Raw genomic sequence first — 24,673 nt, 5'->3', positions numbered from 1 at the left:
GTGGCTCAGCCGGCGGCGAGCCTGGTGAGGACCTCGGCGATCTGCGCGCGGACCAGCGGATCGGCGGCCAGGCCCTCGGCGTCGACGGCCCCGCGGTCGAGCGGGATGCGTGCGCAGGCCTCGTCCAGCACGGCGGCGCCGGTGTAGCCCAGCACGGTGCGCAGGGTGGCCTCGGCCCCCTGGCCGCGGCCCGGCGCGGCGGCGTTGATCCAGGCGGCGGGCTTGTCCGAGATCTCGGTGCCGCCGACCGTCCAGTCCAGCAGGTTCTTGAAGGAGCCCGGCAGCGTGCCCGCGTACTCCGGGGTGCAGATCAGCAGGCCGTCGGCGGCCTCGATGGCGTCCCTCAGCGCGGTCACCGCCTCCGGCAGCGGGTCGGCGTCGTGGTCGGGGTTGAAGTGCGGCAGTTCGGCCAGCCCGGCGTAGTACGCGGTGGTGACGCCCTCGGGGGCGACCGCGGCGGCGGTGCGCAGCACCGTCTCGTTGGCGGAACCGGCCCGGAGGCTGCCCGGGATCAGCAGGATGTGACGGTCTGTCGGCATAGCCGCGCACCCTACCGGACCGGCGGCGGACACCGGCGGCTCAGGGCGCGACCACCGGCCGCCAGGGCACCGGGCTGGAGAGGATCATCGAGCTGGCGGGCTGGCCGTAGCCGCCGAGGCGGTCGATCAGGGCCTCGAAGGCGGCCATCGCGGGCACCGCGACCAGCAGCACGCAGCACGCCCCGCCGGTGACCCGGTGCAGCTGGAGCACCTCCGGCCAGTGGGCCACCTCGGGATCGCGCAGCACGCAGCGCGGGCCGTAGCACTGCAGCTGGACCAGCGCGGTGATCGGCAGCCCGGCCCGGGCCGGGTCCACATGGGCGTGGTAGCCGCTGATCACCCCGTCGGCCTCCAGGCGGCGCACCCGTTCGGCGACGGCGGGTGCGGAGAGGCTCACCCGGCGGGAGAGTTCGTTGTAGGAGAGGCGGGCATCGGCCTGCAGCTCGGCGAGCAGGCGGCGGTCGACGGCGTCCATGGCGGCTCCCGGAGGGTTCGGATCGGGTCGGGTCAGGGGCGGACCGGGGTCGGAACAGCGCGTGGTCCGGGTCGCGGAGCAGGGCGCTGATCAGGGCGGATCGGGGTCGGATCGGCCGGGCTCCGGGTGGCTTGAATCAGCTGTTTTTCATTCATAAGGCCGATCGGCTGAAAGACCTTTCGAATGGAATGCCCGGGTGCGGTGACCGTACCCGAAGCCCATTCAAGAGCGGGCCGGGGCCGCCGCACAATGGGGTCCCGGCAGCGGCCGGATCATCAGGAGGGATCGGGATGGGGCACGACACGGTGGAGACACCCAACCTGTCGTTCGGTCGGGGCGGTGAGCCGGGTCGGGGCACTCCGTACGCCCGCTACGCGCGGCTGGACGAGCTGCACAGCCTGCAGCAACCGCGCAGCAAGGAGCCCGCCGAACTGTCGTTCATCGTCACCACCCAGGTGATGGAGCTGCTGTTCGACCTGCTGCGGCACGAGTGGACGCTCGCCCAGCAGGCGCTGCGCGAGGAGGACGTTCCGGCCGCGCTGGCGGCACTGCGGCGCGGCACCCACGTCCAGGACGTGCTGGCACAGTCCTGGGACCTGCTGGCGACCATGACCCCGCAGGAGTTCAACTCCTTCCGCTCGGTGTTCGGCGAGGCCTCGGGCTTCCAGTCCTCGGCCTTCCTGCACCTGGAGTTCCTGCTCGGCAACAAGAACCCGGCCCTGCTGCGGATGTACGACGAGGTGCCGCAGACGCAGGCCGAGCTGACCGAGGTGCTGCGCTCCCCCGGCCTGTACGACGACGCGCTGGCGCTGCTCGCCCGGCGCGGCCTGGCGGTGCCGCACGAGCCGTCCGAGCAGCGCTACCGGGCCGACGCGGCGGTGGAGGCGGCCTGGCGGCAGGTCTACACCGACCCGGAGTACGCGGCCCTGCAGCCGCTCGCCGAGGCGCTGCTGGACGTCGCCGAGCGGGTGACCCGCTGGCGCCAGCGCCACCTGGCCGCGGTGAAGCGCTCGATGGGCGCCAAGCCGGGCTCGGGCGGGTCCAGCGGCCTCAGCTGGCTGCGCAAGTCCGCCGAGCAGGACGTGTTCCCCGAGCTGTGGACCGTCCGGAACGAACTGTGAGTGGGAGACTGGGCATGATCACGCGCGACGACTGCGCGGCGCTGGACGCCGCCGACCCGCTGGCGGCGTTCCGCAAGGAGTTCACCCTGCCCGAGGGTGTCATCTACCTGGACGGCAACTCGCTCGGCGCACTGCCGGCCCGCACCCCCGAGCGGGTGCGGCAGGTGGTCGAGGCCGAGTGGGGCCGGGAGCTGATCCGCAGCTGGAACGAGGCCGGCTGGTTCGAGCAGCCGTACCGGCTGGGCCGGCGGATCGCGCCGCTGGTCGGCGCGGAGCCGGACGAGGTGGTGGTCTGCGACACCACCTCGGTGAACCTGTTCAAGGTGCTGGCCGCCGCGCTGCGGCTGCGCCCCGGGCGGCGCACCGTGCTCGGCGACGGCGCGGCCTTCCCCACCGACCTGTACATCGCCGAGGGCGTGACCGGCCTGGTCGAGGGCGCCCGCAGCGTACTGCTGCCCTCGGCGGCCGAGCTGGCGGAGCACCTGGACGAGGACGTCGCCGTGGTCGTCCTCTCGCACGTGGACTACCGCACCGGCGAGCTGCTGGACATGCCCGGGATCACCGCCCGGGTCCAGGCCGCGGGCGCGCTGATGGTCTGGGACGTCTGCCACGCGGTCGGCGCGCTGCCGGTCGCCCTGGGTGCGAGCGGCGCGGACTTCGCGGTCGGCTGCACCTACAAGTACCTGAACGGCGGCCCCGGCTCGCCCGCTTTCCTGTACGTGGCCCGACGCCACCTGGAGGCCGGCCCGCAGCAGCCGCTGAGCGGCTGGTTCGGACACGCCCGCCCGTTCGCCTTCGAGCCCGGGTACGACGCCAAGGAGGGCATCGGGCGGTTCCTGACCAGCTCGCCCTCGCTGCTCGGCCAGGCCGCGCTGGAGGCGAGCCTGGACGTCTGGGAGCGGGCCGACCTCGCCGCGGTGCGGACCAAGAGCCTGGCCCTGACGGACCTGTTCATCGCGCTGACGGAGGGGCTGGACGGGATCGAGGTGGCGACCCCCCGCGAGCACGCCCGGCGCGGCAGCCAGGTAGCCCTGCGGCACGCGGACGGCTACCCCGTGGTGCAGGCGCTGATCGAGCGCGGGGTGATCGGCGACTTCCGGGCGCCGGACCTGATGCGGTTCGGCTTCACCCCGCTCTACCTGTCGTACGTGGACGTGTGGGACGCGGCGCGGCAGCTGGCCGAGGTGCTGGAGTCCGGCGAGTGGCGGGCGGAGCGGTTCGGCCGGCGGGGCGAGGTCACCTAGGACGTCCGCCCCAGGACGTCGGCTTCGGCGGCCGGTGGTCCTTGCCGCCTGGTAATGCAGGGCATTAACGTCGCGCACCATGGCAAGGACGTCGGCGGGCCACGAGACCCGCGAGAAGCTGCTGCGGGCCGCGGAGGAGCTCTTCGCCACCCGCGGCGTCGAGGGCGCCCCCACCAGGGACATCACCAGGCTCGCCGGACAGGGCAACCCGTCCGCAGTGCAGTACCACTTCGGCTCCCGCGAGGGCCTGCTGGACGCGATCATGGCCGCACGCCAGGAGCGCACCGGGCAGGCCCTCGCGCCGCGTCTGGCCGGGCTCGACCCGACCGGCCCGACCGGCGTGGCGGACCTGCCCGACCTGCTGGGTGCGCTGATCGCGGCCGAGGCCACCGAGCTGCGCACCCGGCAGGGGCGGTACTGCCTGCGGATCGCCGCCCAGATCAACCACCACGGCGGCGTCCGCGCCCGGGCCCCGCAGCCGACGTCAGCGTCGGCGCCGACGGGCGGAGGCCACCGGCGGGTCGTCGAGATGGTCGAGGACCGCGTCCGGGACCTCCCCGAACCCCTCCGGCTGGAGCGGATCGACCTGGTGCTCACCCTGATCGGCGCGGCGCTGGCCGACCGGGCGCAGCAGTACCTCACCGGGAGCACCCCGCTGACCGGCGAGGAGGCCTTCCTCGCCGACCTGCGCGCGATGTCCGCCGCGATGCTCACCGCGCCCGCCCCGCACCGCAGCGCCCCGTGAACGGCCCGGCCGGCACGGCCGCCACCACCACCACTGGCACCGGCGGCCGACCTTGAAGTACGCCATGGGGCAATGGAGTTCAGAGCCATCCCGGCCCGGGCAGGATCCCTGGTGACGACCCGTCATCACACCGGGGGGACGCACATGGAACTCGGCCCGCTCAAGCCCGAACCGGTCGAGCTGGTTTTCGGCCTGCTCTGCTTCCTTCTGATGGTCTGGCTGCTGGGCCGCCGGGTGCTGCCGCGGGTGGAGCGGGTCCTGGCCGATCGGCACGATGTGATCGAGGGCGGCATCGAGCGGGCCGAGGCGCTCCGCGCGGAGGCCGAGCAGGCCTTCGAGGCCCGCCAGCGCGAACTGGCCGGGGCCCGGCACGAGGCCGCCCGGATCCGCCAGGAGGCCGCCGAGCAGGGCGCGGCCCTGATCGCGGCGGCCCGGGCGGAGGGCGTCCGCGAGCGCGACCGGCTGGTCGCCGAGGCCCAGGCCCGGATCAGCGTCGACCAGGCCATGGCCGCCGTCCTGCTGCGCCAGGACGTGGGCGAGCTGGCCGTCGACCTGGCCGGGCGGGTGGTCGGCGAGTCGGTGGCCGCCGTCGCGGCGCAGCGCGGCACGGTGGGCCGCTTCTTCGACGAGCACTGAACCGGCCCGTCGGCCGCTGTCGCTGTAGCTGCCGGGGGCGGGCCTGTCGCCGGACGCCCGTCGGGCCGCCCGGTGCGAACACCGGGCGGCCCGACGGGATGTCGACGCCAGTCAGCGGGCGGACGGCTCCTAGCTGTGCCGGCCGCGCCGGCGGGCTGCCAGGACGGCGAGACCGCCGAGGCCCAGCAGACCGACACCGGCCAGACCGAAGACGACCGGGGCGTTGCCCGCACCCGTGGAGGGCAGTTCACCGCCGCCGCCCGACGAGCCGCCGCCGGTCGGCCGGTGGCTGGTGGGGCGGTGGCTGGTCGGGTGCGTGGTCGGGCTGGTGGGCGCCGGGCTCGTCGAGGTGGGGGCCGGGGACGAGGAGGCCGACGTCGGGGACGGCGAGGTAGGCGAGGGGGAGGTCGGGGACGGGGACGTCGGAGAGGGGGAGGTCGGAGAGGGGGACGTCGGGGACGGCGAGGTCGGCGACGGCGAGGTGGGGGACGGGCTCGGCGTCGGGCTGGGTGTCGGGCTGGGCGTCACCTCGCAGTCCGGGAGGTCCCCGTCGAACGGGTAGCTGTGGATCTCGTAGCCGCCGCTGCCGGTCTGCACCAGGTTGCCCGCCAGGTAGACCCGCCCGTTGAGGCCGGGGATGGCGATGGTGGTCGTGCCGGCCGCGTTGCCCGCCATGACCGAGCCCTGGAACTGCGCGCTGCCGAGGATCTGCGCGCTCGTGGCGGTGGGAAAGTTCCACATCAGCTTGGAGCGCATGTCGGTGGTGGGGTCACCGGGCAGGCCCGTCCCGGTGTAGGTGTTGATGACCGGGTCGGCCGACAGCATGTTGACCACGACGGTGGCGCCGGCCGGGATGTTGGTGAAGACCAGGCCGATCTGCCCGCCGGTCGGCGAAGTGAGGTTCCCGGGGACGTTGAAGACCTGCTTCATGCTGGTGCCGTCACCCGTGAAGGTCGCCTCGCTGCTGGTGACCGCCACCGTGCCGGTGGCGGTGGCCTTGGCGATGCAGGAGGAGACGTCCTCGATCTGGGTGAGCACCGACTGGTACGGCGCCGCGGCGTTGGGATCGTTGATCGACTGCCCGGTCGGGTCGATGTTGATGGTGCCGGTGGCCGTACCGCCGTAGCGGAGGTTTCCGAAGGCCTGGCCCTGGGAGTCGCTGCCGCCGAGGAGCAGGGAGTTGCCGGCCACCACGTCGACGTTGCCGCCGACCGTCACGAAGTCGCTGCCGTTCGGCGGGACGACCCGCGAACCGACGCCGACGACGCCCATGTTGAAGGCGCCACCGCCCAGGCTCTTGTCGATGGTGAGGTTCCCGAGGGTGACGACCTTCCCCTCGGCCTCGGCGGCCCGGCCGTTCACCGTGTAGTCGCCGCCGGTGAAGACGTTGATGGTGGCATCCCGGCCGGGGAAGTCCCCGTTGTTCGGCGGCGGCCAGGTGCTCGGGCAGTCGGGGCCGCTGCAGGCTCCCAGCGGCGGGGCCAGCGGCGCGGCCGAACCGACGGTCAGCACCGCCGCCATCGGCAGTGCCGCCATCGCCGTGGCCACCGCCACCCGCACCGCCCGGCGCCGGCGGGCCGCCGGGAGTCCCCTCACGGCGGTCGTTCTGTGATCCGGCGTACCGGTGCCCTGACCCATCGACACACTCCTCCGCGCATGAAAAAAGGACAGGCCCTATGAACCTGCCACGAATGACTCGATCTGCGACATCCAATATCAAATTCGGACGATCCGTACCCTACAGACCATCAGGACCCATCCGAAGATCATCCGAACGGGCGCGCTGACCCGGGTGCCGCGCCGTCACCGTTAGGTTGGGAGCATGACTTCCGAGGACCAGGAACCGGGCGGCCCGATCGCCGCCGTCGCCGCCAGCGCCGACGTCCTGCGGCATCCCGAGGCCGGCGAGCACCTGCTCACCACCGTCGAGCGCGAGCGGGCCGCCCGGTTCCGGTACGAGGCGGGGCGGGTGGACTTCATCGCCGCGCACGTCCTGGTCCGGCTCTGCGCGGCTCGGCTGCTCGGCGTGCCGGCCGCCGGGCTGACGCTGGCCCAGAACTGCCCCGACTGCGGAAAGGGCGACCACGGCAAGCCCTACCTGCCGGACCACCCGGACGTCCATGTGAGCCTGTCCCATACCCGGGGCGTGGTCGCGGCGGCCGCCGGGCACCACCCGATCGGTGTGGACGTGGAGCTGGCGGGGCGCAGCGGGGCCCTCACCGAGGTGGCCCAACGGGTGCTCGGCGCGGCCGAGTTGCGCCTGGTCGAGGCGCACCCCGAGCCGGCCCGGGCGTTCCTGCGGCAGTGGGTGCGCAAGGAGGCGCTGATCAAGATCGGCCGGACCAGCCTGGACACCCTCTCCGCCGTCGACCTCTCCGCCCTGCCGCTCGACGTCCCCGCGGGCGCTCCACTGCTCAGCCGCTACCAGGACCTCTACCTGCTGGACTGGGCGGACGGCCCGCAGGGCGCGGCGGTCTGCGCGGTGAGCACGGCCGCGCCGCGGGTCGTGGCGCTCACGCCCGGCGCACCGGGGGTGTGAGGGGCCGGGCGGGCGTCCGCTCCGGGCCCTGGTTCAGGCCCTGGTTCAGGCCCTGGTCGGGGCCATGGCCGGTCTCCGGTCGAGGCCCTGGTCGGGGCCCGACCCCGGCCTGACCGGGGCGGGACCCGGCCGGACGAGGCCCGGATAAGCGGTGTTAGCGTGCGTGCCCGGGGCTTCGGAACCGGACGCCCCGGCTGCCCGTCGCGCAGCCCCCGTGTGGAAAAAGGGTGTCTCCGCCATGGCCAAGTTCCTGCTGAGCCTGCACGTCCTCGCCTCGGTGCTGTTCATAGGCCCGGTCGCGGTGGCCGTCAGCATGTTCCCGCGCCGGGCGAAGGCCGCACTGGCCGGCGGGCCGGAGGCCGCCGCCGACGCCGGGGTGCTGCGGGTGCTGCACCGGATCACCCAGGTGTACGCGCTGCTGGGGCTCGCCGTCCCGCTCATGGGCATCGGTGTGGCGCAGGTGATGGACGTGCTCGGGCAGTCCTGGCTGATCGTCTCGATGGTGCTCACCGCCCTCGCCGCGCTCTCGCTGCTGCTGTTCGTCCTGCCCGCGCAGCAGGCCGCCGTGGACGCGCTCGACCTGGGCGCCGAGGCCCCGGAGCACGGCAAGGCGGTGCAGGGCCTGAAGGCGCTGCCGATGACGGCCGGAGTGTTCAACCTGCTCTGGGCCGTGGTCGTGGTGCTGATGATCATCCGGCCGGGCTCGACCACCGGCGCCTGAGCGGCGCGGAGGCGGGAGCGGGGGCGGGGGCGGGGGCGGAAGCGGGGCACGGGCGGGGCAGCGGCTCAGGGCCTGGTCCGACCGCGCTGGAGCGGTACGCCGGCCCGTTTGACCGCGCGGCCGACGATCGCGGTCTCGATCCCGGTGACGCCGAGCGGGCCGAGCGTCGAGGTGATGAAGCGGTAGAGGCCGCCGTGGTCCGCGCAGAACAGGGTGGCCAGCAGACCGGCCGGCCCGCTGGTGGCGAACACGCCGTGCACCTGGGGGTGGCGGGCCAGCGCCGTACCGACCTCGGCGAGTCGGCCGGGCGGGACGTCCAGCCAGAGGTTGGCGTCCACGGCCATGCCGAGCAGCCGCGGGTCGACGGTGGCATGGGTGCGCAGCAGACCCCCGGCGGCCAGCCTGTGCAGGCGGCGGCGAACGGTCGACTCCGGGGCGCCGACGGCCGCCGCGAGCGCGGCGTCGGACTGCCGGGCGTCGGTGCCGAGTCGGGCGAGCAGGGAGCGGTCGAGCCCGTCCAACGGGGGTGCGGGCGTGTCGGCGGGGGGCGGGGCGAGCGCGGCCGCCTCGTCCTCGGCCAGGTACCCGGCCTGCCACCGGCCGGCGTCGCAGAAGGCGTGCAGCACGGCGTGGGCGGTGGTCTCGGTGACGGCCGCGGTGGCCGGGAGCTGCCCGTACAGCAGCCGGTCGCGCGAACCGGCGTCGGTGAGGACGACCGCGCCGACCTCCTGGCCCCCGAGCATCACGTCCACGAAGGGGACGTCGGGGCGGTCGGCGAGGGACTGCGCGATGGTGTCGACCTTGCCGCGCAGGACCCGCACCCGCAGGATCAGCGCGCCGGCGGCGGCGTCCTCGACGTCGGGCAGCCGCACCACGCGCAGCACCCCGGCCTGCTGCATCCGGGTGAGGCGGCGGGTGACGGTGCGGGCCGAGACGCCGAGCACCTCGGCGATCCGGCCGGTCCCGGCGCGGCCGTCGACCTGCAGGGCGCAGACCAGGCGGCGGTCCAGGGCGTCCAGCGTGCTGTCCGGATCGGCGGTGGAGAGGTCCATGGTGTCCGATCTCCGCCACTCAACGGCGGGCGAGGGTCCTGTTCGGCCGCTCCGACGGTACTCCTGGTCCGGTCGGGCCGGCGGACCGGTCCGTTGGTCGACGGGAAGACAGGAGCAGGACGATGAGGGTGTCCCAGGGGATCGGGGAGTTCCAGGAGCTGCTGCCCGCGGTCGAGGCGGCGGTGCGGGAGGTCGGGGCGCTGCTGGTGTCGACCCGGCCCGCCGAGCCCTCCCCCGCGCGGACGGTGGCGGAGGCGATGGCGCACTTCGCCGAGCTGGACGGCCCGGCCGCCGGGCGGCTGCGGGAGCTGCTGGGCGAACTGCGCCCGGGAGCCGGGTGGCTGACGGACGAGCTGGCGGGCGAGGTGCCGGCCGAGGGCGAGTGGTGGCTCTGCGACGCCACCGACGGCGCCGTGCAGTACCTGCTCGGGATGCCGCACTGGGCGGTCACCGCGACCCTGGTCAGGGACGGGCGGGCGGTGCTGGCCGTGGTGCACGCGCCGCAGCTCGGCGGCCGGACGTACCGGGCGGTGCTGGGCGGCGGGGCCGACCTGGACGGGCGGGCGATCGCGCCGGTGGAACGGGAGTTGGCGGCGGCCGTCGCCGGGACGAGCCAGCCTCCGCTGGTGGCGGCCGACCCGGTGGCGCGGCGGCGGGCGGGCGGGTCGTTGGCGGCGGTACTGGGCGAGGTGCTGGCGGTGCGCAACCTCGGGCCGACCGCGCTGCAGGTCGCCCAGGTCGGCTCCGGGCATCTGGCGATGTTCTGGGAGTACGGCGCCGACGCGGGCAACCTGCTGCCGGGCGCGCTGATCGCCGGCGAGGCGGGCGCGACGGTGACGGACACCGCCGGGGCGGCCTGGACGGCCGCCTCCGACGGGTTCCTCGTCGCCGCGCCGGGCCTGCACGGCGCGGCGGTGGGGGTGCTGCGGGCGGTCGGCTGACGCCGGGGCGCCGGGGCTCGCCTCGGGTGCTCGTTGCGCGGCGGGCCCTGCGCGGTGGCCCGTTCGCGGGGTCGGTTCTCCGCGGTCAGTCGTCTGCGGTCAGTTCTCCGCGGACAGTACTCTGCGGACAGTTCTCCGCGGTCAGTTCTCCGCGGTCAGTTCTCCGCGGTCAGTTCTCCGCGGTCAGTGCGAAGAGCCGGGCCGCGTTGTCGTGGCAGACCGCGCGCAGCCACTCCTCCCCCAGGCCCAGCCGGGCCAGCGCGTCCAGCTGGTGGACGTACCGGTACGGGATGTTGGGGAAGTCGCTGCCAAGCAGGACGCGGCCCTGCAGCCGCCCGAGGCGCGGCAGTTCGGCGGCCGGGAACGGGGTGTCCCGTTCGACGAAGTCGGTGAACGCCATGGTGGTGTCGAGGTGGACCCGGGGGTGGCGCTCGGCGAGGTCGAGGAAGTCGGAGTACTCCGGCAGGCCGAGGTGGGCGACCACCAGGGTGAGCCGCGGGTGGCGGGCGAGCACCTCGCCGATCGGGCCGGGCCCGGTGTGCTTGCCGGGGACCGGTCCGGATCCGCAGTGGGTGACCACGGGTGTGCCGGTGTCGGCGAGCAGGCCCCAGACCTCGTCCAGCAGCCGGTCCACCGGGTCGTACCCGCCGACCTGGAGGTGCGCCTTGAACACCCGGGCGCCGTCCGCGAGTGCGCGGGCGACGTAGCCGGGAGCCTCCGGCTCGGGGAAGAAGGTGGCGGTGTGCAGGCAGTCGGGCGTGCGGGCGGCGAAGTCGGCGGCCCAGGCGTTGAGCCAGGCCGCCATCCCCGGCCGGTGCGGGTAGAGCATCGCGGTGAACGCCCGGACCCCGAACTCCCGCAGCCGCTCGACGCGTTCGGCCTCCGCCTCGCGGTAGGTGATCGGCCAGGGCCGGCCGACCAGCGGGCCGGCCGCGTCGAAGTACGCCCAGACCTTGTCGAGGACGTTCTGCGGCATGAAGTGGGTGTGGACGTCGATCAGGCCGGGCAGGCCGAGGCCCTGCCAGAAGGCCCGGACCTCGGCCGCCTCGGCGTGCAGGCCGCCCCCGCCGCGCAGGCCGTCCCCGCCGGGGAGCCCGCTCACGCGGGCACCGGGCGGGCGCGGTCGATGATCGCCCCGGTGTCCGGTCCGGACGGCAGGGTGCCGAAGGCCGCGCCGTGGTCCCCGCCCAGCCGGGAGGCGCAGAACGCGTCGGCCACCGCCTGGTCGCCGTGCCGGACCAGCAGTGCGCCCTGGAAGGCCAGCGCCATCGACTCGACCAGTCGGCGGGTGCGGTACTCCAGGTCGCTCGGGTCACTGAGCTGCTTGCGCAGTTCGGCGACCGCGGAGTCGAGCCGGCGGTCGGCGCCGGCCGCCGCGTCCAGCTCGCCGAGGAAGGCCTCCACCGTCTCCGGGTGCTTGGCCATGGCGCGCAGCGCGTCCAGGGCGGCCACGTTGCCGGAGCCCTCCCAGATCGAGACCAGCGGCGCCTCGCGGTAGAGGCGGGGCATGCCGGACTCCTCGACGTAGCCGTTGCCGCCGAGGCACTCCAGCGCCTCGGCCGCGTGCGCCGGACCGCGCTTGCAGACCCAGTACTTGGCGACGGCCAGCCCCAGCCTGCGCACCAGCGCCTCGGTCGCGTCCCCGGCGAGGGCCAGGTCGGTGGCGTGGGCCAGCCGCATCGCCACGGTGGTGGCCGCCTCGGACTCGACGACCAGGTCGGCGAGGACGTTGCGCATCAGCGGCTGGTCGATCAGGGCCTTGCCGAACGCCCTTCGGTACATGGCGTGCTGGACGGCCCGGGTGGCGCCCAGGCGCATGCCGGAGGCGGCTCCGACGGTGCAGTCCAGCCGGGTCATGTTGACCATCTCGATGATGGTCGGCACGCCCCGCCCCTCCTCGCCGACCAGCCAGCCGACCGCGCCGTCGTACTCGATCTCGGCGGAGGCGTTGGACTTGTTGCCCAGCTTGTCCTTGAGCCGCTGCAGCAGCAGGCGGTTGCGGGCGCCGTCCGGCAGGATCCGCGGCAGCATGAAGCAGCTGAGCCCGCCCGGCGCCTGCGCGAGCGTCAGGAAGAGGTCGGACATCGGCGCCGAGGTGAACCACTTGTGGCCGGTGAGCCGGTAGGTGCCGTCGGCCTGCGGGACGGCGGTGGTGGTGTTGGTGCGGACGTCCGAGCCGCCCTGCTTCTCGGTCATCGACATGCCGGCGATCAGACCGCGCTTGCCGTGCGGCTCGCGCAGCCCGAAGTCGTACTCGGTGGAGGCCAGGAGCGGCTCCAGCTCCGCGGCCAGCGCGGGCGTGGCGCGCAGTGCGGGCACCGAGGCGTAGGTCATCGAGATCGGGCAGGTGTGGCCGGCCTCGACCTGGCCCCAGACGTGGAACTTGGCGGCCCGGGCGGTGTGCGCGCCGGGGCGGTCGTCCCGCCAGGGCGCGGCGTGCAGGCCGTGGCCGACGGCGGTGCGCATCAGCTCGTGCCAGGACGGGTGGAACTCCACCTCGTCGATCCGGTGGCCGAAGCGGTCGTGGGTGCGCAGCACCGGCGGGTTCTCGTTGGCCGTCCGGCCCCACTCGGCGGCCTGCTCGGAGCCGGCCAGGCGGCCGAGTTCGTGCAGCTCGGGCTCGGCCCAGCCGGCGCCGGCGCGGTGCAGGGCGGCCAGCAGGGCCGGGTCGGCGGCGGTGTCCTGTCCGTACGGCAGGGGCACCTGGTTGGTGACCTCATGCGTCGCTGTCATCGCGTCCTCCCAGGGCACGCAGGGTGAAGGAGACCAGAGCGGGGACCACCTCGGGCGGGGCGTCCCCGGAGACGGGGGTGTGGGCCGCGGCCAGCGGTCCGGCCAGGGCCTCGGCGACCGCGCCGACCAGCGCGGCGGCGGTCAGGTCCGGATCCTGGCGGGGCAGCCGGCCGACCGCCACGGCGGCGGTGATCTGGGCCGCGATCACATCGCGGAACGCCCGCCGGAACACCAGGCGTTCGGCGTCCACGACGGCGTCGGCCGGTTCGACCAGCAGCGCGTAGGCGAGCCGGGGGGCGCGCAGGGCGCGGGCCGCGAAGGTCTCGACCACGGCGGCGATCCGCTCCTGCGGGTCCTCCCGGCGGGCCACGGCCTCGTTGACGGCGGCGATCTCGCGGTTGACCACCCGGCGGAACAGTTCGACGGACAGCTCGGCCTTGTTGGCGAAGTGCTGGTAGAGGCTGCCGGTGGCGATCCTGGCGCGGTCCGCGACGGCGGCCATCGAGCAGCCGCCGTAACCGCGCTCGGCGAGCAGCCCGGCGGCGGCCTGGAGCACCGCCTCGCGCTGGGCGTCCAGGCGGGCTTGCACGGCGGGCGTGCGTCGGTAGGCCATGGAAGCATTGAAGCACTGATTCACTGCTTCGGGGAGGGGGCGGGCGGTACTTCGTGCGGCACCCCGCGGGCGCAGGGGGCGTGCGTCTGCGGGTGCGCGCCGCTCTTCGGGCCGCACAGGGCGAGGGGCCACCCGTCGGCCCGTTGTGCGCCGGCGGGTGACCCCTCGGAGGTGTGCGGTGTGCGGTGTGCGGTTTCGCCGCGGTTCGCCGCGGTTCGCCGCTACGGGCGGTCGCGCTCCAGCTTCAGACCCTCGGCGTCCAGCGGGCCGAACGGCGGGATCCGGTGGGCCGCGGTGAGGGAGCGCGCGGAGGCGCCGTCGGCGTCGCCGAGACCGGCCCACTCCAGGACCTTGGCGGTGGCCGCGGCCGACTCACCGGCCGACAGCTTGCCGATGTTGGAGCCGTGGTTGCCGCCGGCCACGGTGTAGACGTAGCTGTCCTCGCTGCCCCGGCCGAGGCGGAACGGCTCGGCGCCCCACGGGTCGTTCTGCCCGTAGACGAAGATGATCCGCTCGGCCGAGTTCCTCACCCAGCGGTCGATGTCGCGCATCGCGGAGGGGTCGAAGCGCAGCGGGATGCTCTTCGGCACGTAGGTGCGCGGCGAGTACAGCTCGTTGTAGTCGTAGTGCAGCAGGCCCTTGAGGCGGGAGACGTCGAAGCTGGGCGAGCCCAGCTCGGTGCCCGCCTGGTAGTAGTAGGCGGTGTATCCGGCGAGCGACTGGTCGCTGTTGCCGGTGATGCCGGACTGGGCGTCGAACCAGGCGTACAGCTGGTCGTCGGTGGAGGCGGCCGTCGGAACGCCGGCGCAGTCCGCCTCGGTGCTGTACTGCCAGAACGCCCAGACCACGTCGAGCACGCCCGCCTCGTAGGCCCGGTCGGCACTGCCGGTGGTGGTGAAGGTCGAGCCGGCGGCGGCGTTGTCGGCCGTGTAGCGGGCCTCCAGGCGGTCGCGGCGGACCAGGAGCTCCCGCTGGGCGGCCTCCAGGGTGGCCCGGCACTCGGGGGTGCCCACGTTGCGGAAGAACGCGCTGTAGGCGGCGTCCTCGCGGTTGTCGACGTCGTTCGGCGCCACGTACGCGATGGTGCCGTCGACGTCGTCCGGGTAGAAGCGGCGGTGGTAGACCGAGGACATGCCGCCCTTGCTGGCGCCGGTGGAGAGCCACTCGTGCTGGTAGATCCGCTTCAGCGCGGTGATGATCCGGTGCGAGTCGGCGGCGGCCTGGCGGATGCCGGCCTTGGTCCAGTCGGCCGGCTCGGGGCGGGACGGCGTGAAGTAGCGGTACTCGATGGAGACCTGGTTGCCGTCGGTCAGCCGGGTCGGCTCGGTGCGCGAGGGGGTGGTCCGCAGGCTGTAGCCGTTGGTGTAGAACACGGTCGGGCGGTCGAAGCCGCGGTGCAGCACGCTGAGCCGCTGCTGGAAGGTGCCCAGCCAGGGGCGGGAGTGGTCGATCGGCTGGGTGTAGGTGAGCAGGAAGTAGCGGTGCTCGGCGTCCGTCGGCTGCTCCTCGGTGACGGTCATCCCGGGGATCGCCGCCAGGCGGTCCTTGATGTCACCCGAGGCCGCGGCGGCGGCGTCCGCGCTGTCGGGGGCGCCCTGCGCGAACGCGGGCGCCGCCAGGCCTCCGACGGCGAGCAGGGGTATCAGCAGGACGGCAACCAGCAGTCTTCTGAGCTTGGTGGACATCAACTCTCCATCGGGTCAATGGATCAACAGATCAGTGGTACTGACCGACAGCTCGGCCGCCCGGTAGACGGCCGAGTGGGCCACCCGCGGATCGCGGATGGCCCACCGGAACGAAAGTGCTGGTCAAGGGCGCGGCAGGGCGCAGCCGGGCAGGGTGAGGTCGAGGCGGTTGCCGGCGGCGAAGCAGGCCGGGATGCCGTAGGTCTCCTGGGCGTAGTTGATGCCCTTGCGGACCGTCACCTTGCCACTCTGGTCGACCTCGCACGGGTTGTTGACGGTGCAGGTCTCGCCGTCCTCGTTGCCCGTGTTGTTGACGGCAACGACCTGGCCGGTGGCGGTGTCGACGACGGGCGAGCCGGAGGTGCCGCCGATGGTGTTGCAGCTGGAGGTGTAACGGACCGAGTCCTTGAAGGTCCAGTCACCCTCCTTGAGGCGGTAGACGAAGCCGTCGACCGAGCAGGAGTAGATCTTCTTCCAGTACCCGGAGACGACCTTGATCGAGGTGCCCTGCACGGGGTGCGTCGCGGCGATGGTCAGCGGGGCGATCCCGTACTGCGACTGGATCGAGGCGTAGCTGGTGTTCAGCTGGTAGATCGACACATCGGTGTCGGTCATCGTGCCGTAGACCACCTTGGTGGCCCGGACCGTGCCGAGCTTCGAGCCGGTCGAGCTGAGCAGCGAGAACGTGCGGCTGGAGGACCGGTTGACGACCACCTCGCCGGGGCCGGGCATCCCGGTCTCCAGGCAGTGGCCGTTGGAGAGGATCAGGGCCGGGTCGCTCGCGGTCGACTTGGGGAGCCGGACCAGCGAGCCCGAACAGTTGCTGAGCGCCACCGTGCCGGCGAAGTTGACGGCGGCCGCGACCTGCGACGACCGGGTCGTCAGTGCGGTCTGGGATTCGGCGGCGTCCTGGGCGACAGGTGCCGCCGGTGCGGCGGTTGCGGGGGCGGCTCCGGCGAGGGCGGTGGCCCCGGCGAACACGAGCGCGGCGACCATGCCTATGAGCGGCTTCTTCATGAGAGACCTCTCGGTGTGGGGGTGCACCAAAGCTGTCGCGGACATGACGTGATGTCAAGAGTCGGGCCGCGACCGAGAGGTCATTGACACATTCCGGTCACCCCGTCGCCGGACATCCCCTCAACTCCCCTGCCAGTGACGGCGACCGAGGCTGATCAGGCGCAGCTGAAGCCGGGCGGTGGCGGCGATGCGCCGCTCACGGGCCGGGTCGGCCTCGTGCGCCTCCAGGAAGGCGGCGGCGGTGGAGACCATGTGGTCGACGTACAGCTCGGCCAGCATCCGCAGGTCCTCGCCGCTCCACCCCTCCGACACCGGCTGAAGCGCGAGCGCCGCGCCGACCTCCTCGGCGAACCGGCCCATCTCGGCGTCGATCGCCTCGCGCACCGGCCGCACTCCCCCGTGCCGCTCACGCGCCAGGAACCTGACGTGCGGGCGGTGTTCGCGGACGTGCTGCTCGATGACGTCCACCGTCCGGTCGATCAGCTCCTCGGCGCCGCCCTCCCCGGCGAGCACCGCGCGGACCAGCACATGGAGGCTGGCGAGCGACTCCTCCACCAGGGCCACGCCGAGCGCGGCGAGATCCGGGAAGTGCCGGTAGAACGCGGCCGGCGACAGCCCGGCCTCCCGGGTGACCTCGCGCACGCCGAGGCTCGCCAGGTTCTGATCGACCAGCAGGCGCAGCCCCGCATCCAGCAAGGCGCGCCGACTCTGCTGCTTCTGGGCCTGTCTGGCCCCGACGGTGTGACTCACGCCATTCAGTAAACAAGTGTTTGCCGACTTTGGCCAGCCGGGCGTAGAGTGGCAGCGGATTCAGCGAACACTTGTAAACCGAAAGCCCGTCGGGCCGAGTCCCATCGGAGGGGCCACACCATGATCCTGCTCACCGCCCTGGTCGCCATGGGCGTCATCGTGGGCGCCGCCGCCCACACCTCCCTGCCGGTCTTCCTCACCGCCGCCGGGGCCATCGCCGCCTGGCTGCTGGCGTTCGGCGCCCGCGAGCACCTCAGCCGCCTGCGGCAGCGCTGAGGCTGCGGCAGCACCGACGCGCGGCAGCCGCGCGACCGCGGCGGCGCCGACCCTGTCCGACCCCACTTCGACCCCACGTCCGAGACGACCACCGAAGGAGCCACCACCATGAGCGCCACCATGAGCCCGCGCACCACCGGGGACCGTCAGGCCCCGTCCACCGTCGAGGCCGACAACCTGGCCGTCGCCTCCTTCCTGCTGGGCCTGCCCGGACTGCTGCTCTTCAACATCGTCCTCGGGCCGCTCGCCATCACCCTCGGCACGCTCGCACTCGTCCGGGGCACCCGCCGCCGCGGACGGGCCGCGCTCGGACTCGCCCTGGGCGTCGCCGCCCTGGCGATCCTGGCCGTCACCACCGCCGCCGGCCACGGCGTGCTCTGGCAGATCGGCGACTGAGCCCCGCGGGCGGGCCGCCGGGGACGCGGGGACGCCTCGAACGTCGGAACACTGCGAACGCCGGAAAAGCCCGGAAGGCCGGGAAGGCGGCCCGCGCAGCCGGCGGCGCGCACCGGCCAACCTCGCAGGCCACGCCACCCCGATCGAACGACTGATCCAGCCAACCTGCGGCGCGGAGGCGGTCGGCACCCGTACTGTGGCGACATCGGCCGGGTGACGACATGGGGGCTGGAGTGACGACCGAGCAGCACAACGACGCACGATCGGGGCAGGGCGGAGGAGCCGGGCGGGGAGGCCGACTGCTCGCCGTGAGCGATCTACACGTCTCCTACCAGGAGAACCGCGACCTGGTGGAGAAGCTGCAACCCGACTCCCCCGACGACTGGTTGATCGTCGCCGGGGACATCGCCGAGATCTCCACCACCATCGAGTGGACCCTGGGCCTGCTCGCCGAGCGCTTCGCCCGCGTGGTGTGGGCCCCCGGCAACCACGAGCTGTGGACCCACCCCGACGACCCGGTGCAGCTGCGCGGCGTGGCCCGCTACGAGCACCTGGTGGAGATGTGCCGCGGCCTCGGTGTCGTCACCCCCGAGGACCCGTACCCCGTCTGGGAGGGAGCCGGCGGACCAGTCGCCGTCGCCCCGCTGTTCCTGCTCTACGACTACTCCTTCCGTGCGCCGGGGACGACCACCAAGGAGGAGTCCCTGGAGGCCGCGTACGCCAGCGGCGTGGTCTGCGCGGACGAGCGCATGCTGCACCCGGACCCTTTCCCGGACCGCGACTCCTGGTGCCGTGAGCGCGTCCGGATCACCGAGCAGCGGCTGGCTGCCTGCGACCCGGAGCTGCCGCTCGTCCTGGTCAACCACTACCCGCTGGTCCGCCACCCCACCGAGATCCTCTGGTACCCGGAGTTCGCCCAGTGGTGCGGCACCGAGCTGACGGCCGACTGGCACCGCCGCTTCAACACCGCGGCGATGATCTACGGCCATCTGCACATCCCCCGGGAGACCACGTACGACGGCGTCCGCTTCGAGGAGGTCTCGCTCGGCTACCCCCGCGAGTGGCACCGCCGCGGCCTGCCGAAGCCGCTGCTGCGGCAGGTCTTCCCGCAGGCCGACTGACGGCTGCCGACGGCCGCTGACGGTCCTGAAGCCAGGTGGGGCGAGGGCGGGCCGGGCGGGGGCGGTAAGGCGGGAGGCGGCGGGCCCGTGCTCCACGCCCGGTCTGCCGGCACCGCCCCACCCGCCCCCGCCCGGCCTCCCGGCCGCTCTCACTCCGCCGCGATCGCCCGCAGCACGTCCAGCCGCGCCGCCCGGCCCGCCGGACGCAGCCCGGCCACCGCACCGGCCAGCAACCCGGCCGCCAGCACCACCGAGAGCTGCCCCGGCGGTATCGCGAACGACCCGGTGCCCGCGCCGTCCGAGGCCCGGACCAGCGCCCACCCGAGAAACGCCCCGAGGCCGAGCCCTCCGACCGTCCCGAAGGCGGCCACCAGCACCGACTCCCAGCGCACCATGCCCCGCAGCTGCGCCCTGGTCTGCCCGACCGCCCGCAGCAGCCCCAGCTCCCTGGTCCGCTCGTGCACGGCGAGGGTCAACGTGTTGGCGATGCCGAGCAGCGCGATCAGCACCGCCAGCGCGAGAAGCGCGTAGACCACCGACAGCATCATGTCGACCCCGCCCGCGGCGCTCTCCGCGTACTCGTCCCGGTCCTGCACCCGCGGGTTGCCGAAGGGTGCGGACGCCTTCTCCACGGCGGCCTTGCCCGCGCCCAGCGCGACACCGCTCTTCAGCCCGACGGCCACCATCGTGTCGGCGTCCTGTCCCCGGTGCGGGGCCCAGGCCTGCCGGGTTATCAGGTAGTCGCCCGCCAACCCGCCGCCCTCGTACAGGGCTCGGACCGTGAACGGCCCGCCGGCGCCGTCCGCGAAGCCCACCGTGACGCTCTGGCCGAGCCGCCAGCCGCGCTGCGCCGCCTCGCTGCGCGACACCGCCAGTCCGTCCGTGCCGAGGGCGTCGAGCGCGCCGTCGACCCGGCCGAGGTCCACGATCCCGGCCAGTCGCGCCGGGTCGGTCACATCAAGGACCCGCCCGTGGCCGTCGATCCGGGCCACCCCGCGACCGAGGCCCACCGTCTGCCGCACCTCGGGCAGTTGGGCGACAGCGTCGGCCAGCTTCGGGCTGACCCCGCTGCCGCCCGCGCCGAACGAGGGCGCGGTGACGGCGAGATCGCCCGCGAAGGAGGCGTCCACGGTGTCGTCCAGGGTGGCCTTGATGGACGCGCCGAAGACCGTGAACAGCGTGACCACCGCGACACCGATCATCAGCGCGCTCGCCGTGGCCGCCGTACGGCGCGGATTGCGGGCCGCATTGCGCCGGGCCAGCGTGCCGGGGACCCCGCGCAGCCGGGACAGCGGCGCACCCAGCGCCCGAACGGCGAAGGCGGCGGCGACCGGACCGAGCACCACCATGCCGGCCAGCACCGCGAGCGCGCCGCCGGTGGTCAGCGGGACGGACGGGCCGTCGGTCGCCCCGAGCACGGCGGTCGGGACCCCGCCGGCGAGCAGCAGCGCACCGAGCACCACCCGGACCAGGCCGGAGCGCCCCTGGGCGGCCCGATCCACACCGGTCTCGCGCAGCGCCGCCAGCGGCGCGGTGCGACCGGCCCGGACGGCCGGCAGCAGCGCGGATCCCACCGCCACCGCCGTGCCGACCAGCAACGGCAGCACCACGGCGGCCGTGCTGATCACCATGCCGCCGGTCGGCAGCGAGAAGCCCAGCACCGAGAACAGCGCCTTGAGGCCCGCGGCCACCCCGATGCCGCCGAGCAGCCCGCCCAGTGAGGCCAGCACCCCGATCGCCACCGCCTCCACCAGCGTTGCCCCGAGGACCTGGCCGCGGACCGCCCCGAGTGCCCGCAGCAGCGCGTTCTCCCTCGTCCGCTGGGCGACCACGATGGCGAAGGTGTTGTGGATGGTGAAGGTCGCCACCAGCAGCGCGATCCCCGCGAAGACCAGCAGCAGGGTGGTGAACATGCTCAGGAACCGCCCGGACACCATCGCGGTGCTCTCCTGGGTGGCCGCCGCGCCGGTGACCGCCTCCACGCCACCCGGCAGCTGCGGGCTGATCCGCGCCACCAGGTCGCGCTGCGAGAGGCCGCCCGCCGCCCTGACCTGGATCGAGCTGGCCTGCCCGGACCCCCGGGGCGTGAGGTGGCGCTCGGCGTCGGCGAGGGTCAGTGCGGTGAAGGTGCTCGGGCCCATCCCGTCGGCGCTCTCCCCGAAGGTGGCGATGCCGACGATGGTGACCGTCACCGGATCCGGAGTGCGCAGCACGGTGGTGGAGCCGAGGTGGAGTCCGCCCGTCTTCGCCGCGCCCCGGTTCACCACCGCCTCGCCGGGTGCGGCCGGGGCCCGGCCCTCGGCGAGCCGGTAGGGGTTGAGCCGGCCGTCGGCCAGCCAGTTGCCGGCGAGGGTGGGCGGCCCCTGCCCGCCGATCGCCTTGCCGTCGCTGCCGACCAGCTGCCCGGCGCCCTGGATGGACGGCTCGGCGGCGGCGACCCCCGGCACGCTGCGCAGCCGGTCGGCCAGCGCGGCGTCGACCGGCGCCCGGACCCCGCCCGGCGTCCCCGGGGAGTCCAGGACGTCGGCACTGCGGACCACCGCGTCGGTACCGGCGTTGGCGTCGGCGAAGAGGGTGTCGAAGTTGGCCCGCAGGGTGCCGCCGAGCACCATCGTCCCGGTCAGGAAGGAGACCCCGAGCAGGATCGAGAGGAGGGTGCCGGCCAGGCGCCGACGGTGGGCGTTGAGGGAGCGCAGGCTGATCCGGAGAGTGGCGGAGGAGCTCATGAGCGGCCCTTCTCGAAGGCCTTCATCCGGTCCAGCACCCGGCCCGCGGTGGGGTGGTCCATCCGGTCGACGAGGCGGCCGTCGGCGAGGAACAGCACCTCGTCGGCGTACCCGGCGGCCATCGGGTCGTGGGTGACCATGACGACGGCCTGCCCCATCTCGTCCACCGCGCGCCGCAGCAGGCCGAGCACCTCGCCGCCGGTGCGGGAGTCGAGGTTGCCGGTGGGCTCGTCGGCGAAGACCACCTGCGGCCGTCCGGCGAGCGCCCTGGCCACGGCGACGCGCTGCTGCTGGCCGCCGGAGAGCTCGCTCGGGCGGTGGTGCAGCCGGTCGCCGAGGCCGACGACGTCGATCAGCCCGTCCAGCCAGGCCTGGTCGGGGGCGGTGCCGGCGAGGTCGAGCGGGAGGGTGATGTTCTCCCGGACGGTCAGCGTGGGGACCAGGTTGAAGGCCTGGAAGACGAAGCCGATCCGCTCGCGGCGCAGCAGGGTCAGCCGCCGGTCGCCGAGGCGGCCGAGCTCCGTCTCCCCGATGTAGGCGCTGCCCGCGGTGAGGGTGTCGAGCCCCGCCGCGCAGTGCATCAGGGTGGACTTCCCGGAGCCGGACGGTCCCATGATCGCGGTGAACCGCTCGGCCGGGAACCCGACCGTGACGTGGTCCAGCGCCCGGACCTCGGTGCCGCCGACGCCGTAGATCTTGACGGCGTCGGCGACCCGCGCGGCGGTGTCGTGCACGACATCGAGGGTGGTCATTTGCCCGTACCCCCGCGGTACTGCGCGCGGCCCTGCTCGCGGTGCGGCTCGGTGAGGACGGCCCGCTTCGCGCGGTACTCGTCGGCGTCGATGTCGCCCTCGGCGAAGCGGCGGCCCAGGACCGCCAGCGGCGCGTCCGGCCCCGCTCCGCAGCCCCGGCGCCAGAACGTCCTACGCAGGACGACGATCGCCAGGAACACCACGGCGGCCCAGGCCAGCGGAATCAGCAGGATCCACGGGCCGGGCCAGTGCCCGTCGTGGTCGGCCAGCAGCGTGTACATGGTGGTTCAGCTCCTCGGCGGTGGCTTTCAGGGCCTCGGGCGCTTCCCGAGGTGCCTTGAGCCTCCCGCCGGGGGGCGTACTCTCGCGTCCTACCGGCAGCGGCAGTTGGGATACTCCACCGGGAGTACGGACGCCGCCGTGGCAAGGGGCCGGGAGTACGAACCCCGCCGCAACCGCGACCCGCTGCTCCGGGCGCACCTCCGCCGCCGGATCAACCCAGCCGGATCAACCCAGCCGGATCAACCCAACCGGATCAACCCAGCCAGCCCGGCCGCACCAGCCCGGACTCGTAGGCCAGCACGACCAGTTGGGCCCGGTCGCGGGCCCCGAGTTTCACCATGGCCCGGCTGACGTGCGTCTTCGCGGTGAGCGGGCTGACCACGAGCCGGCGGGCGATCTCCTCGTTGGACAGACCCATGCCGACCAGCGCCAGCACCTCCCGCTCCCGCTCGGTGAGCACGGAGACGTCCGACAGGACGGCCGCGGCCTCCGGCGCCTTGGAGCGGACGGCGAACTCGCCGATCAGCCGCCGCGTCACCCCGGGCGAGAGCAGCGCGTCCCCCTCCACCGCGACCCGTACGGCACGCAGCAGGTCGGCCGGCTCGGTGTCCTTGACCAGGAAGCCGGCCGCGCCCGAGCGCAGCGCCTCGAAGACGTACTCGTCCAGTTCGAAGGTGGTCACCACGACCACCCGCACCGCGGCGAGGGCCGGGTCGGCGGCGATCTGCCTGGTCGCCTCCAGGCCGTCCATGCGGGGCATCCGGATGTCCATCAGGACGACGTCCGGGAGGAGTTCGCGGGCCAGCCGGACGGCCTCCTCCCCGTCGACGGCCTCGCCGACCACGGTCATGTCCTCCTGCAGGTCGACCAGCGCGTGGATGCCCGCCCGGAGCAGCCTCTGGTCATCCGCCAGCAGTACTCGGATCACTTGCCCTCCGCCTCGGCCGTGGGCAGTGTCGCCCGGACCCGGAACCCGCCGTTCGGCAGCCGCCCCGCCTCGATGGTGCCGCCGAACGCGGCCACCCGCTCCCGCATCCCCGCCAGCCCGCTGCCGGTGCCGCCCGCGTCGCCGAGGACGGCCGGCCCGGGGTCGACGATCTCGACGAGCAGGGCGGCCGGGTCCGTCCAGTCCAGGACGACGGCCGCCTGCCGGGCGGCCGAGTGCCGGACCACGTTGGTCAGCGCCTCCTGGACTATCCGGAAGGCGGTCAGGTCGGCGGTGGGGGGAAGGCCGCGCCGACGGCCCGTCTCGTGCACCTCGACCTCCAGCCCGACCCGGTCCGCCTGTTCGGTCAGCTCGTCGAGCCGGCCCAGCCCGGGCGCCGGGCCGCGCGGTGCCGCCTCCGGTCCGCGCAGCGTCCCGAGCACCTGGCGGACCTCGCCGAGCGCCTCCCTGCTGGTGGCCTTGATGGTGGCCAGCGCCTCGCGGGCCTGCTCGGGCCGGGTGTCGAACAGCTCCAGGCCGACCCCGGCCTGAACGGTGATCAACGACAGGCTGTGCCCCAGGATGTCGTGCAACTCGCGGGCCATCCGCAGCCGTTCCTCGTTCGCCCGGCGCTCCTTCAGCTGCTGCCGGTACGCATGGTGCGCGGCGATCCGCTCCCCCCGGAAGCGCACCAGCTCGGCGACCGACACCACCAGCAGCAGCCAGGCCACCACCTCCAGCTCCTGCCACCACACGATCGCGGACGGCGGCGCGCGCAGCCAGTCCGCGGGCAGCACGAAGGTGGTCAGCAGGTGGATCAGGTAGACCGCGCCGAGGCCGGCCCAGGCGGCCCACCGGTACCCGGCCTGGACCGCCACGCAGCAGGCGATCACCCAGCTCGCGAAGACCGGCCCGTACGGGTACCCGGCGACCAGGTACACCACCGTGACGGCCGCGGTCCCGGCGACCGCCGCCACCGGCCGGCGGCGGCGCAGCACCAACAGCGCCGGCCCGATCAGCAGCAGCGCGTAGCCGAGGGCGTCCAGGGCGACCCGGTCGGGCTGGTGCCGGGCCGCCGCGCCCGTCCCGGCCACCTGCAGCACCGCGACCACCAGGGCCAGCGCGACCGGCCAGCCGGCCTTGGCGGCCCGTACCCAGGGGGGACTCCACGGCTCGGGGTGCTCCTCCGGCGGTTCGGGCATAGGCGGCGTCATGCCCGGAAGGCTAGACCCCGGGCCCGGCCTCGCGCGTCACCCCTCGGCGGGGGGGGGGGGGGGGGCCCCCGGGGGGCGCCCCCCCCCCCCCCCCCGCCGGGGGCCCACCCCGCCCCCCGGGCCCCCCCCCCCCCCCCCCCCCCCCCCCCCCCGGGCCCGCCCCCCCGGGG

General features: G+C 74.2%; 25 protein-coding genes. 10 read left to right on the top strand and 15 right to left on the bottom strand.

From position 1 onward, the window contains the following. Positions 1–5 precede the first annotated feature (5 nt). Complete coding sequence (locus tag ACGFZP_RS01350; RefSeq protein WP_392927384.1) at positions 6–539, bottom strand: NADPH-dependent FMN reductase; 534 nt, start codon at positions 537–539, stop codon at positions 6–8. 40 nt (positions 540–579) lie between these two features. Further along, entirely contained in the window at positions 580–1,014 is a 435-nt protein-coding gene (locus ACGFZP_RS01345; RefSeq protein WP_392927382.1) for an Lrp/AsnC family transcriptional regulator, read from the bottom strand. A gap of 290 nt (positions 1,015–1,304) precedes the next feature. Here ACGFZP_RS01345 and ACGFZP_RS01340 point away from each other — a divergent pair, with 290 nt between their 5' ends. From ACGFZP_RS01340 to atpF, 4 genes are all read left to right on the top strand, one after another. Beyond that, positions 1,305–2,135 (top strand): tryptophan 2,3-dioxygenase, encoded by an 831-nt coding sequence (locus tag ACGFZP_RS01340; protein ID WP_392927380.1) that lies wholly within the window; start codon positions 1,305–1,307, stop codon positions 2,133–2,135. A 14-nt stretch (positions 2,136–2,149) separates the two neighbouring features. Continuing rightward, positions 2,150–3,379, top strand: a complete 1,230-nt coding sequence (gene kynU / locus ACGFZP_RS01335) for a kynureninase (protein ID WP_392927378.1) — start codon at positions 2,150–2,152, stop codon at positions 3,377–3,379. A gap of 79 nt (positions 3,380–3,458) precedes the next feature. Continuing rightward, positions 3,459–4,124, top strand: coding sequence for a TetR/AcrR family transcriptional regulator (locus tag ACGFZP_RS01330; protein WP_392927376.1), 666 nt, complete (start codon positions 3,459–3,461; stop codon positions 4,122–4,124). Positions 4,125–4,235: 111 nt separating this feature from the next. Then, positions 4,236–4,760, top strand: coding sequence for a F0F1 ATP synthase subunit B (atpF, locus tag ACGFZP_RS01325; RefSeq protein ID WP_392927374.1), 525 nt, complete (start codon positions 4,236–4,238; stop codon positions 4,758–4,760). A gap of 129 nt (positions 4,761–4,889) precedes the next feature. Here atpF and ACGFZP_RS01320 read toward each other — a convergent pair whose 3' ends face one another. Beyond that, complete coding sequence (locus tag ACGFZP_RS01320; protein WP_392927373.1) at positions 4,890–6,356, bottom strand: choice-of-anchor A family protein; 1,467 nt, start codon at positions 6,354–6,356, stop codon at positions 4,890–4,892. A 226-nt stretch (positions 6,357–6,582) separates the two neighbouring features. Here ACGFZP_RS01320 and ACGFZP_RS01315 point away from each other — a divergent pair, with 226 nt between their 5' ends. Next, positions 6,583–7,299 carry a 4'-phosphopantetheinyl transferase family protein gene (locus ACGFZP_RS01315; protein ID WP_392927371.1) on the top strand — a complete coding sequence of 239 codons (717 nt, stop codon included), beginning with the start codon at positions 6,583–6,585 and terminating at the stop codon, positions 7,297–7,299. Between the two features lie 238 nt (positions 7,300–7,537). Further along, positions 7,538–8,020 carry a DUF2269 family protein gene (locus tag ACGFZP_RS01310; protein ID WP_392927369.1) on the top strand — a complete coding sequence of 161 codons (483 nt, stop codon included), beginning with the start codon at positions 7,538–7,540 and terminating at the stop codon, positions 8,018–8,020. Between the two features lie 65 nt (positions 8,021–8,085). Here ACGFZP_RS01310 and ACGFZP_RS01305 read toward each other — a convergent pair whose 3' ends face one another. Next, on the bottom strand, positions 8,086–9,072 hold the full coding sequence (locus tag ACGFZP_RS01305) for an Lrp/AsnC family transcriptional regulator (protein ID WP_392927367.1): 987 nt from the start codon (positions 9,070–9,072) through the stop codon (positions 8,086–8,088). 122 nt (positions 9,073–9,194) lie between these two features. Here ACGFZP_RS01305 and ACGFZP_RS01300 point away from each other — a divergent pair, with 122 nt between their 5' ends. Beyond that, positions 9,195–10,013, top strand: coding sequence for an inositol monophosphatase family protein (locus tag ACGFZP_RS01300; protein WP_392927364.1), 819 nt, complete (start codon positions 9,195–9,197; stop codon positions 10,011–10,013). 169 nt (positions 10,014–10,182) lie between these two features. On the opposite strand, the gene ACGFZP_RS01295 is transcribed toward ACGFZP_RS01300, so the two are convergent. The 6 genes from ACGFZP_RS01295 to ACGFZP_RS01270 form a co-directional block, all read right to left on the bottom strand. Then, on the bottom strand, positions 10,183–11,115 hold the full coding sequence (locus ACGFZP_RS01295; protein WP_392927361.1) for an amidohydrolase family protein: 933 nt from the start codon (positions 11,113–11,115) through the stop codon (positions 10,183–10,185). Next, a complete protein-coding gene (locus ACGFZP_RS01290) occupies positions 11,112–12,746 on the bottom strand; it encodes an acyl-CoA dehydrogenase family protein (RefSeq protein ID WP_392927359.1) in 1,635 nt (544 codons plus the stop codon). Before ACGFZP_RS01290 ends, ACGFZP_RS01295 begins: the two co-directional genes overlap by 4 nt. Further along, complete coding sequence (locus tag ACGFZP_RS01285) at positions 12,730–13,359, bottom strand: TetR/AcrR family transcriptional regulator (RefSeq protein WP_392927358.1); 630 nt, start codon at positions 13,357–13,359, stop codon at positions 12,730–12,732. The genes ACGFZP_RS01290 and ACGFZP_RS01285 overlap by 17 nt, the downstream gene beginning before the upstream one ends. 221 nt (positions 13,360–13,580) lie before the next feature. Further along, positions 13,581–15,044, bottom strand: coding sequence for a S28 family serine protease (locus ACGFZP_RS01280; RefSeq protein ID WP_392927356.1), 1,464 nt, complete (start codon positions 15,042–15,044; stop codon positions 13,581–13,583). Positions 15,045–15,167: 123 nt separating this feature from the next. Then, positions 15,168–16,061, bottom strand: coding sequence for a serine protease (locus tag ACGFZP_RS01275; protein ID WP_392927353.1), 894 nt, complete (start codon positions 16,059–16,061; stop codon positions 15,168–15,170). A 120-nt stretch (positions 16,062–16,181) separates the two neighbouring features. Next, positions 16,182–16,811 (bottom strand): TetR family transcriptional regulator, encoded by a 630-nt coding sequence (locus ACGFZP_RS01270; protein WP_392927351.1) that lies wholly within the window; start codon positions 16,809–16,811, stop codon positions 16,182–16,184. Between the two features lie 120 nt (positions 16,812–16,931). On the opposite strand from ACGFZP_RS01270, the gene ACGFZP_RS01265 reads away from it, so the two are divergent. From ACGFZP_RS01265 to ACGFZP_RS01255, 3 genes are all read left to right on the top strand, one after another. Beyond that, complete coding sequence (locus ACGFZP_RS01265; RefSeq protein WP_392927348.1) at positions 16,932–17,087, top strand: hypothetical protein; 156 nt, start codon at positions 16,932–16,934, stop codon at positions 17,085–17,087. Between the two features lie 108 nt (positions 17,088–17,195). After that, entirely contained in the window at positions 17,196–17,483 is a 288-nt protein-coding gene (locus ACGFZP_RS01260; RefSeq protein WP_392927346.1) for a DUF4190 domain-containing protein, read from the top strand. A 221-nt stretch (positions 17,484–17,704) separates the two neighbouring features. Beyond that, entirely contained in the window at positions 17,705–18,604 is a 900-nt protein-coding gene (locus tag ACGFZP_RS01255; protein ID WP_392927345.1) for a metallophosphoesterase family protein, read from the top strand. 149 nt (positions 18,605–18,753) lie between these two features. Here the strand turns inward: ACGFZP_RS01255 and ACGFZP_RS01250 are convergent, their stop codons facing one another. From ACGFZP_RS01250 to ACGFZP_RS01230, 5 genes are all read right to left on the bottom strand, one after another. Further along, complete coding sequence (locus tag ACGFZP_RS01250; protein WP_392927342.1) at positions 18,754–21,330, bottom strand: ABC transporter permease; 2,577 nt, start codon at positions 21,328–21,330, stop codon at positions 18,754–18,756. After that, positions 21,327–22,082 (bottom strand): ABC transporter ATP-binding protein, encoded by a 756-nt coding sequence (locus tag ACGFZP_RS01245; protein ID WP_392927340.1) that lies wholly within the window; start codon positions 22,080–22,082, stop codon positions 21,327–21,329. Before ACGFZP_RS01245 ends, ACGFZP_RS01250 begins: the two co-directional genes overlap by 4 nt. Continuing rightward, positions 22,079–22,363, bottom strand: a complete 285-nt coding sequence (locus ACGFZP_RS01240; RefSeq protein ID WP_387940037.1) for an SHOCT domain-containing protein — start codon at positions 22,361–22,363, stop codon at positions 22,079–22,081. Before ACGFZP_RS01240 ends, ACGFZP_RS01245 begins: the two co-directional genes overlap by 4 nt. A 254-nt stretch (positions 22,364–22,617) precedes the next feature. Continuing rightward, positions 22,618–23,292 (bottom strand): response regulator, encoded by a 675-nt coding sequence (locus tag ACGFZP_RS01235; RefSeq protein ID WP_392927337.1) that lies wholly within the window; start codon positions 23,290–23,292, stop codon positions 22,618–22,620. Beyond that, on the bottom strand, positions 23,289–24,503 hold the full coding sequence (locus ACGFZP_RS01230; RefSeq protein ID WP_392927336.1) for a sensor histidine kinase: 1,215 nt from the start codon (positions 24,501–24,503) through the stop codon (positions 23,289–23,291). Before ACGFZP_RS01230 ends, ACGFZP_RS01235 begins: the two co-directional genes overlap by 4 nt. Between the last annotated feature and the right edge of the window lie 170 nt (positions 24,504–24,673).

The organism is Kitasatospora sp. NPDC048239 (assembly GCF_043202015.1).
Lineage (GTDB): Bacteria > Actinomycetota > Actinomycetes > Streptomycetales > Streptomycetaceae > Kitasatospora.
This window is presented reverse-complemented; position numbering and strand designations above follow the sequence as displayed.

Coding starts and splice junctions, on each gene's coding strand:
- ACGFZP_RS01340 (WP_392927380.1), top strand. CDS start 1,305: ATGGGGCACGACACGGTGGAGACACCCAACCTGTCGTTCGGTCGGGGC.
- ACGFZP_RS01280 (WP_392927356.1), bottom strand. CDS start 15,044: ATGTCCACCAAGCTCAGAAGACTGCTGGTTGCCGTCCTGCTGATACCC.
- ACGFZP_RS01350 (WP_392927384.1), bottom strand. CDS start 539: ATGCCGACAGACCGTCACATCCTGCTGATCCCGGGCAGCCTCCGGGCC.
- kynU (WP_392927378.1), top strand. CDS start 2,150: ATGATCACGCGCGACGACTGCGCGGCGCTGGACGCCGCCGACCCGCTG.
- ACGFZP_RS01310 (WP_392927369.1), top strand. CDS start 7,538: ATGGCCAAGTTCCTGCTGAGCCTGCACGTCCTCGCCTCGGTGCTGTTC.
- ACGFZP_RS01230 (WP_392927336.1), bottom strand. CDS start 24,503: ATGACGCCGCCTATGCCCGAACCGCCGGAGGAGCACCCCGAGCCGTGG.
- ACGFZP_RS01300 (WP_392927364.1), top strand. CDS start 9,195: ATGAGGGTGTCCCAGGGGATCGGGGAGTTCCAGGAGCTGCTGCCCGCG.
- ACGFZP_RS01315 (WP_392927371.1), top strand. CDS start 6,583: ATGACTTCCGAGGACCAGGAACCGGGCGGCCCGATCGCCGCCGTCGCC.
- ACGFZP_RS01240 (WP_387940037.1), bottom strand. CDS start 22,363: ATGTACACGCTGCTGGCCGACCACGACGGGCACTGGCCCGGCCCGTGG.
- ACGFZP_RS01305 (WP_392927367.1), bottom strand. CDS start 9,072: ATGGACCTCTCCACCGCCGATCCGGACAGCACGCTGGACGCCCTGGAC.
- ACGFZP_RS01290 (WP_392927359.1), bottom strand. CDS start 12,746: ATGACAGCGACGCATGAGGTCACCAACCAGGTGCCCCTGCCGTACGGA.
- ACGFZP_RS01255 (WP_392927345.1), top strand. CDS start 17,705: ATGGGGGCTGGAGTGACGACCGAGCAGCACAACGACGCACGATCGGGG.
- ACGFZP_RS01260 (WP_392927346.1), top strand. CDS start 17,196: ATGAGCGCCACCATGAGCCCGCGCACCACCGGGGACCGTCAGGCCCCG.
- ACGFZP_RS01265 (WP_392927348.1), top strand. CDS start 16,932: ATGATCCTGCTCACCGCCCTGGTCGCCATGGGCGTCATCGTGGGCGCC.
- ACGFZP_RS01330 (WP_392927376.1), top strand. CDS start 3,459: ATGGCAAGGACGTCGGCGGGCCACGAGACCCGCGAGAAGCTGCTGCGG.
- ACGFZP_RS01245 (WP_392927340.1), bottom strand. CDS start 22,082: ATGACCACCCTCGATGTCGTGCACGACACCGCCGCGCGGGTCGCCGAC.
- ACGFZP_RS01345 (WP_392927382.1), bottom strand. CDS start 1,014: ATGGACGCCGTCGACCGCCGCCTGCTCGCCGAGCTGCAGGCCGATGCC.
- ACGFZP_RS01250 (WP_392927342.1), bottom strand. CDS start 21,330: ATGAGCTCCTCCGCCACTCTCCGGATCAGCCTGCGCTCCCTCAACGCC.
- ACGFZP_RS01275 (WP_392927353.1), bottom strand. CDS start 16,061: ATGAAGAAGCCGCTCATAGGCATGGTCGCCGCGCTCGTGTTCGCCGGG.
- ACGFZP_RS01285 (WP_392927358.1), bottom strand. CDS start 13,359: ATGGCCTACCGACGCACGCCCGCCGTGCAAGCCCGCCTGGACGCCCAG.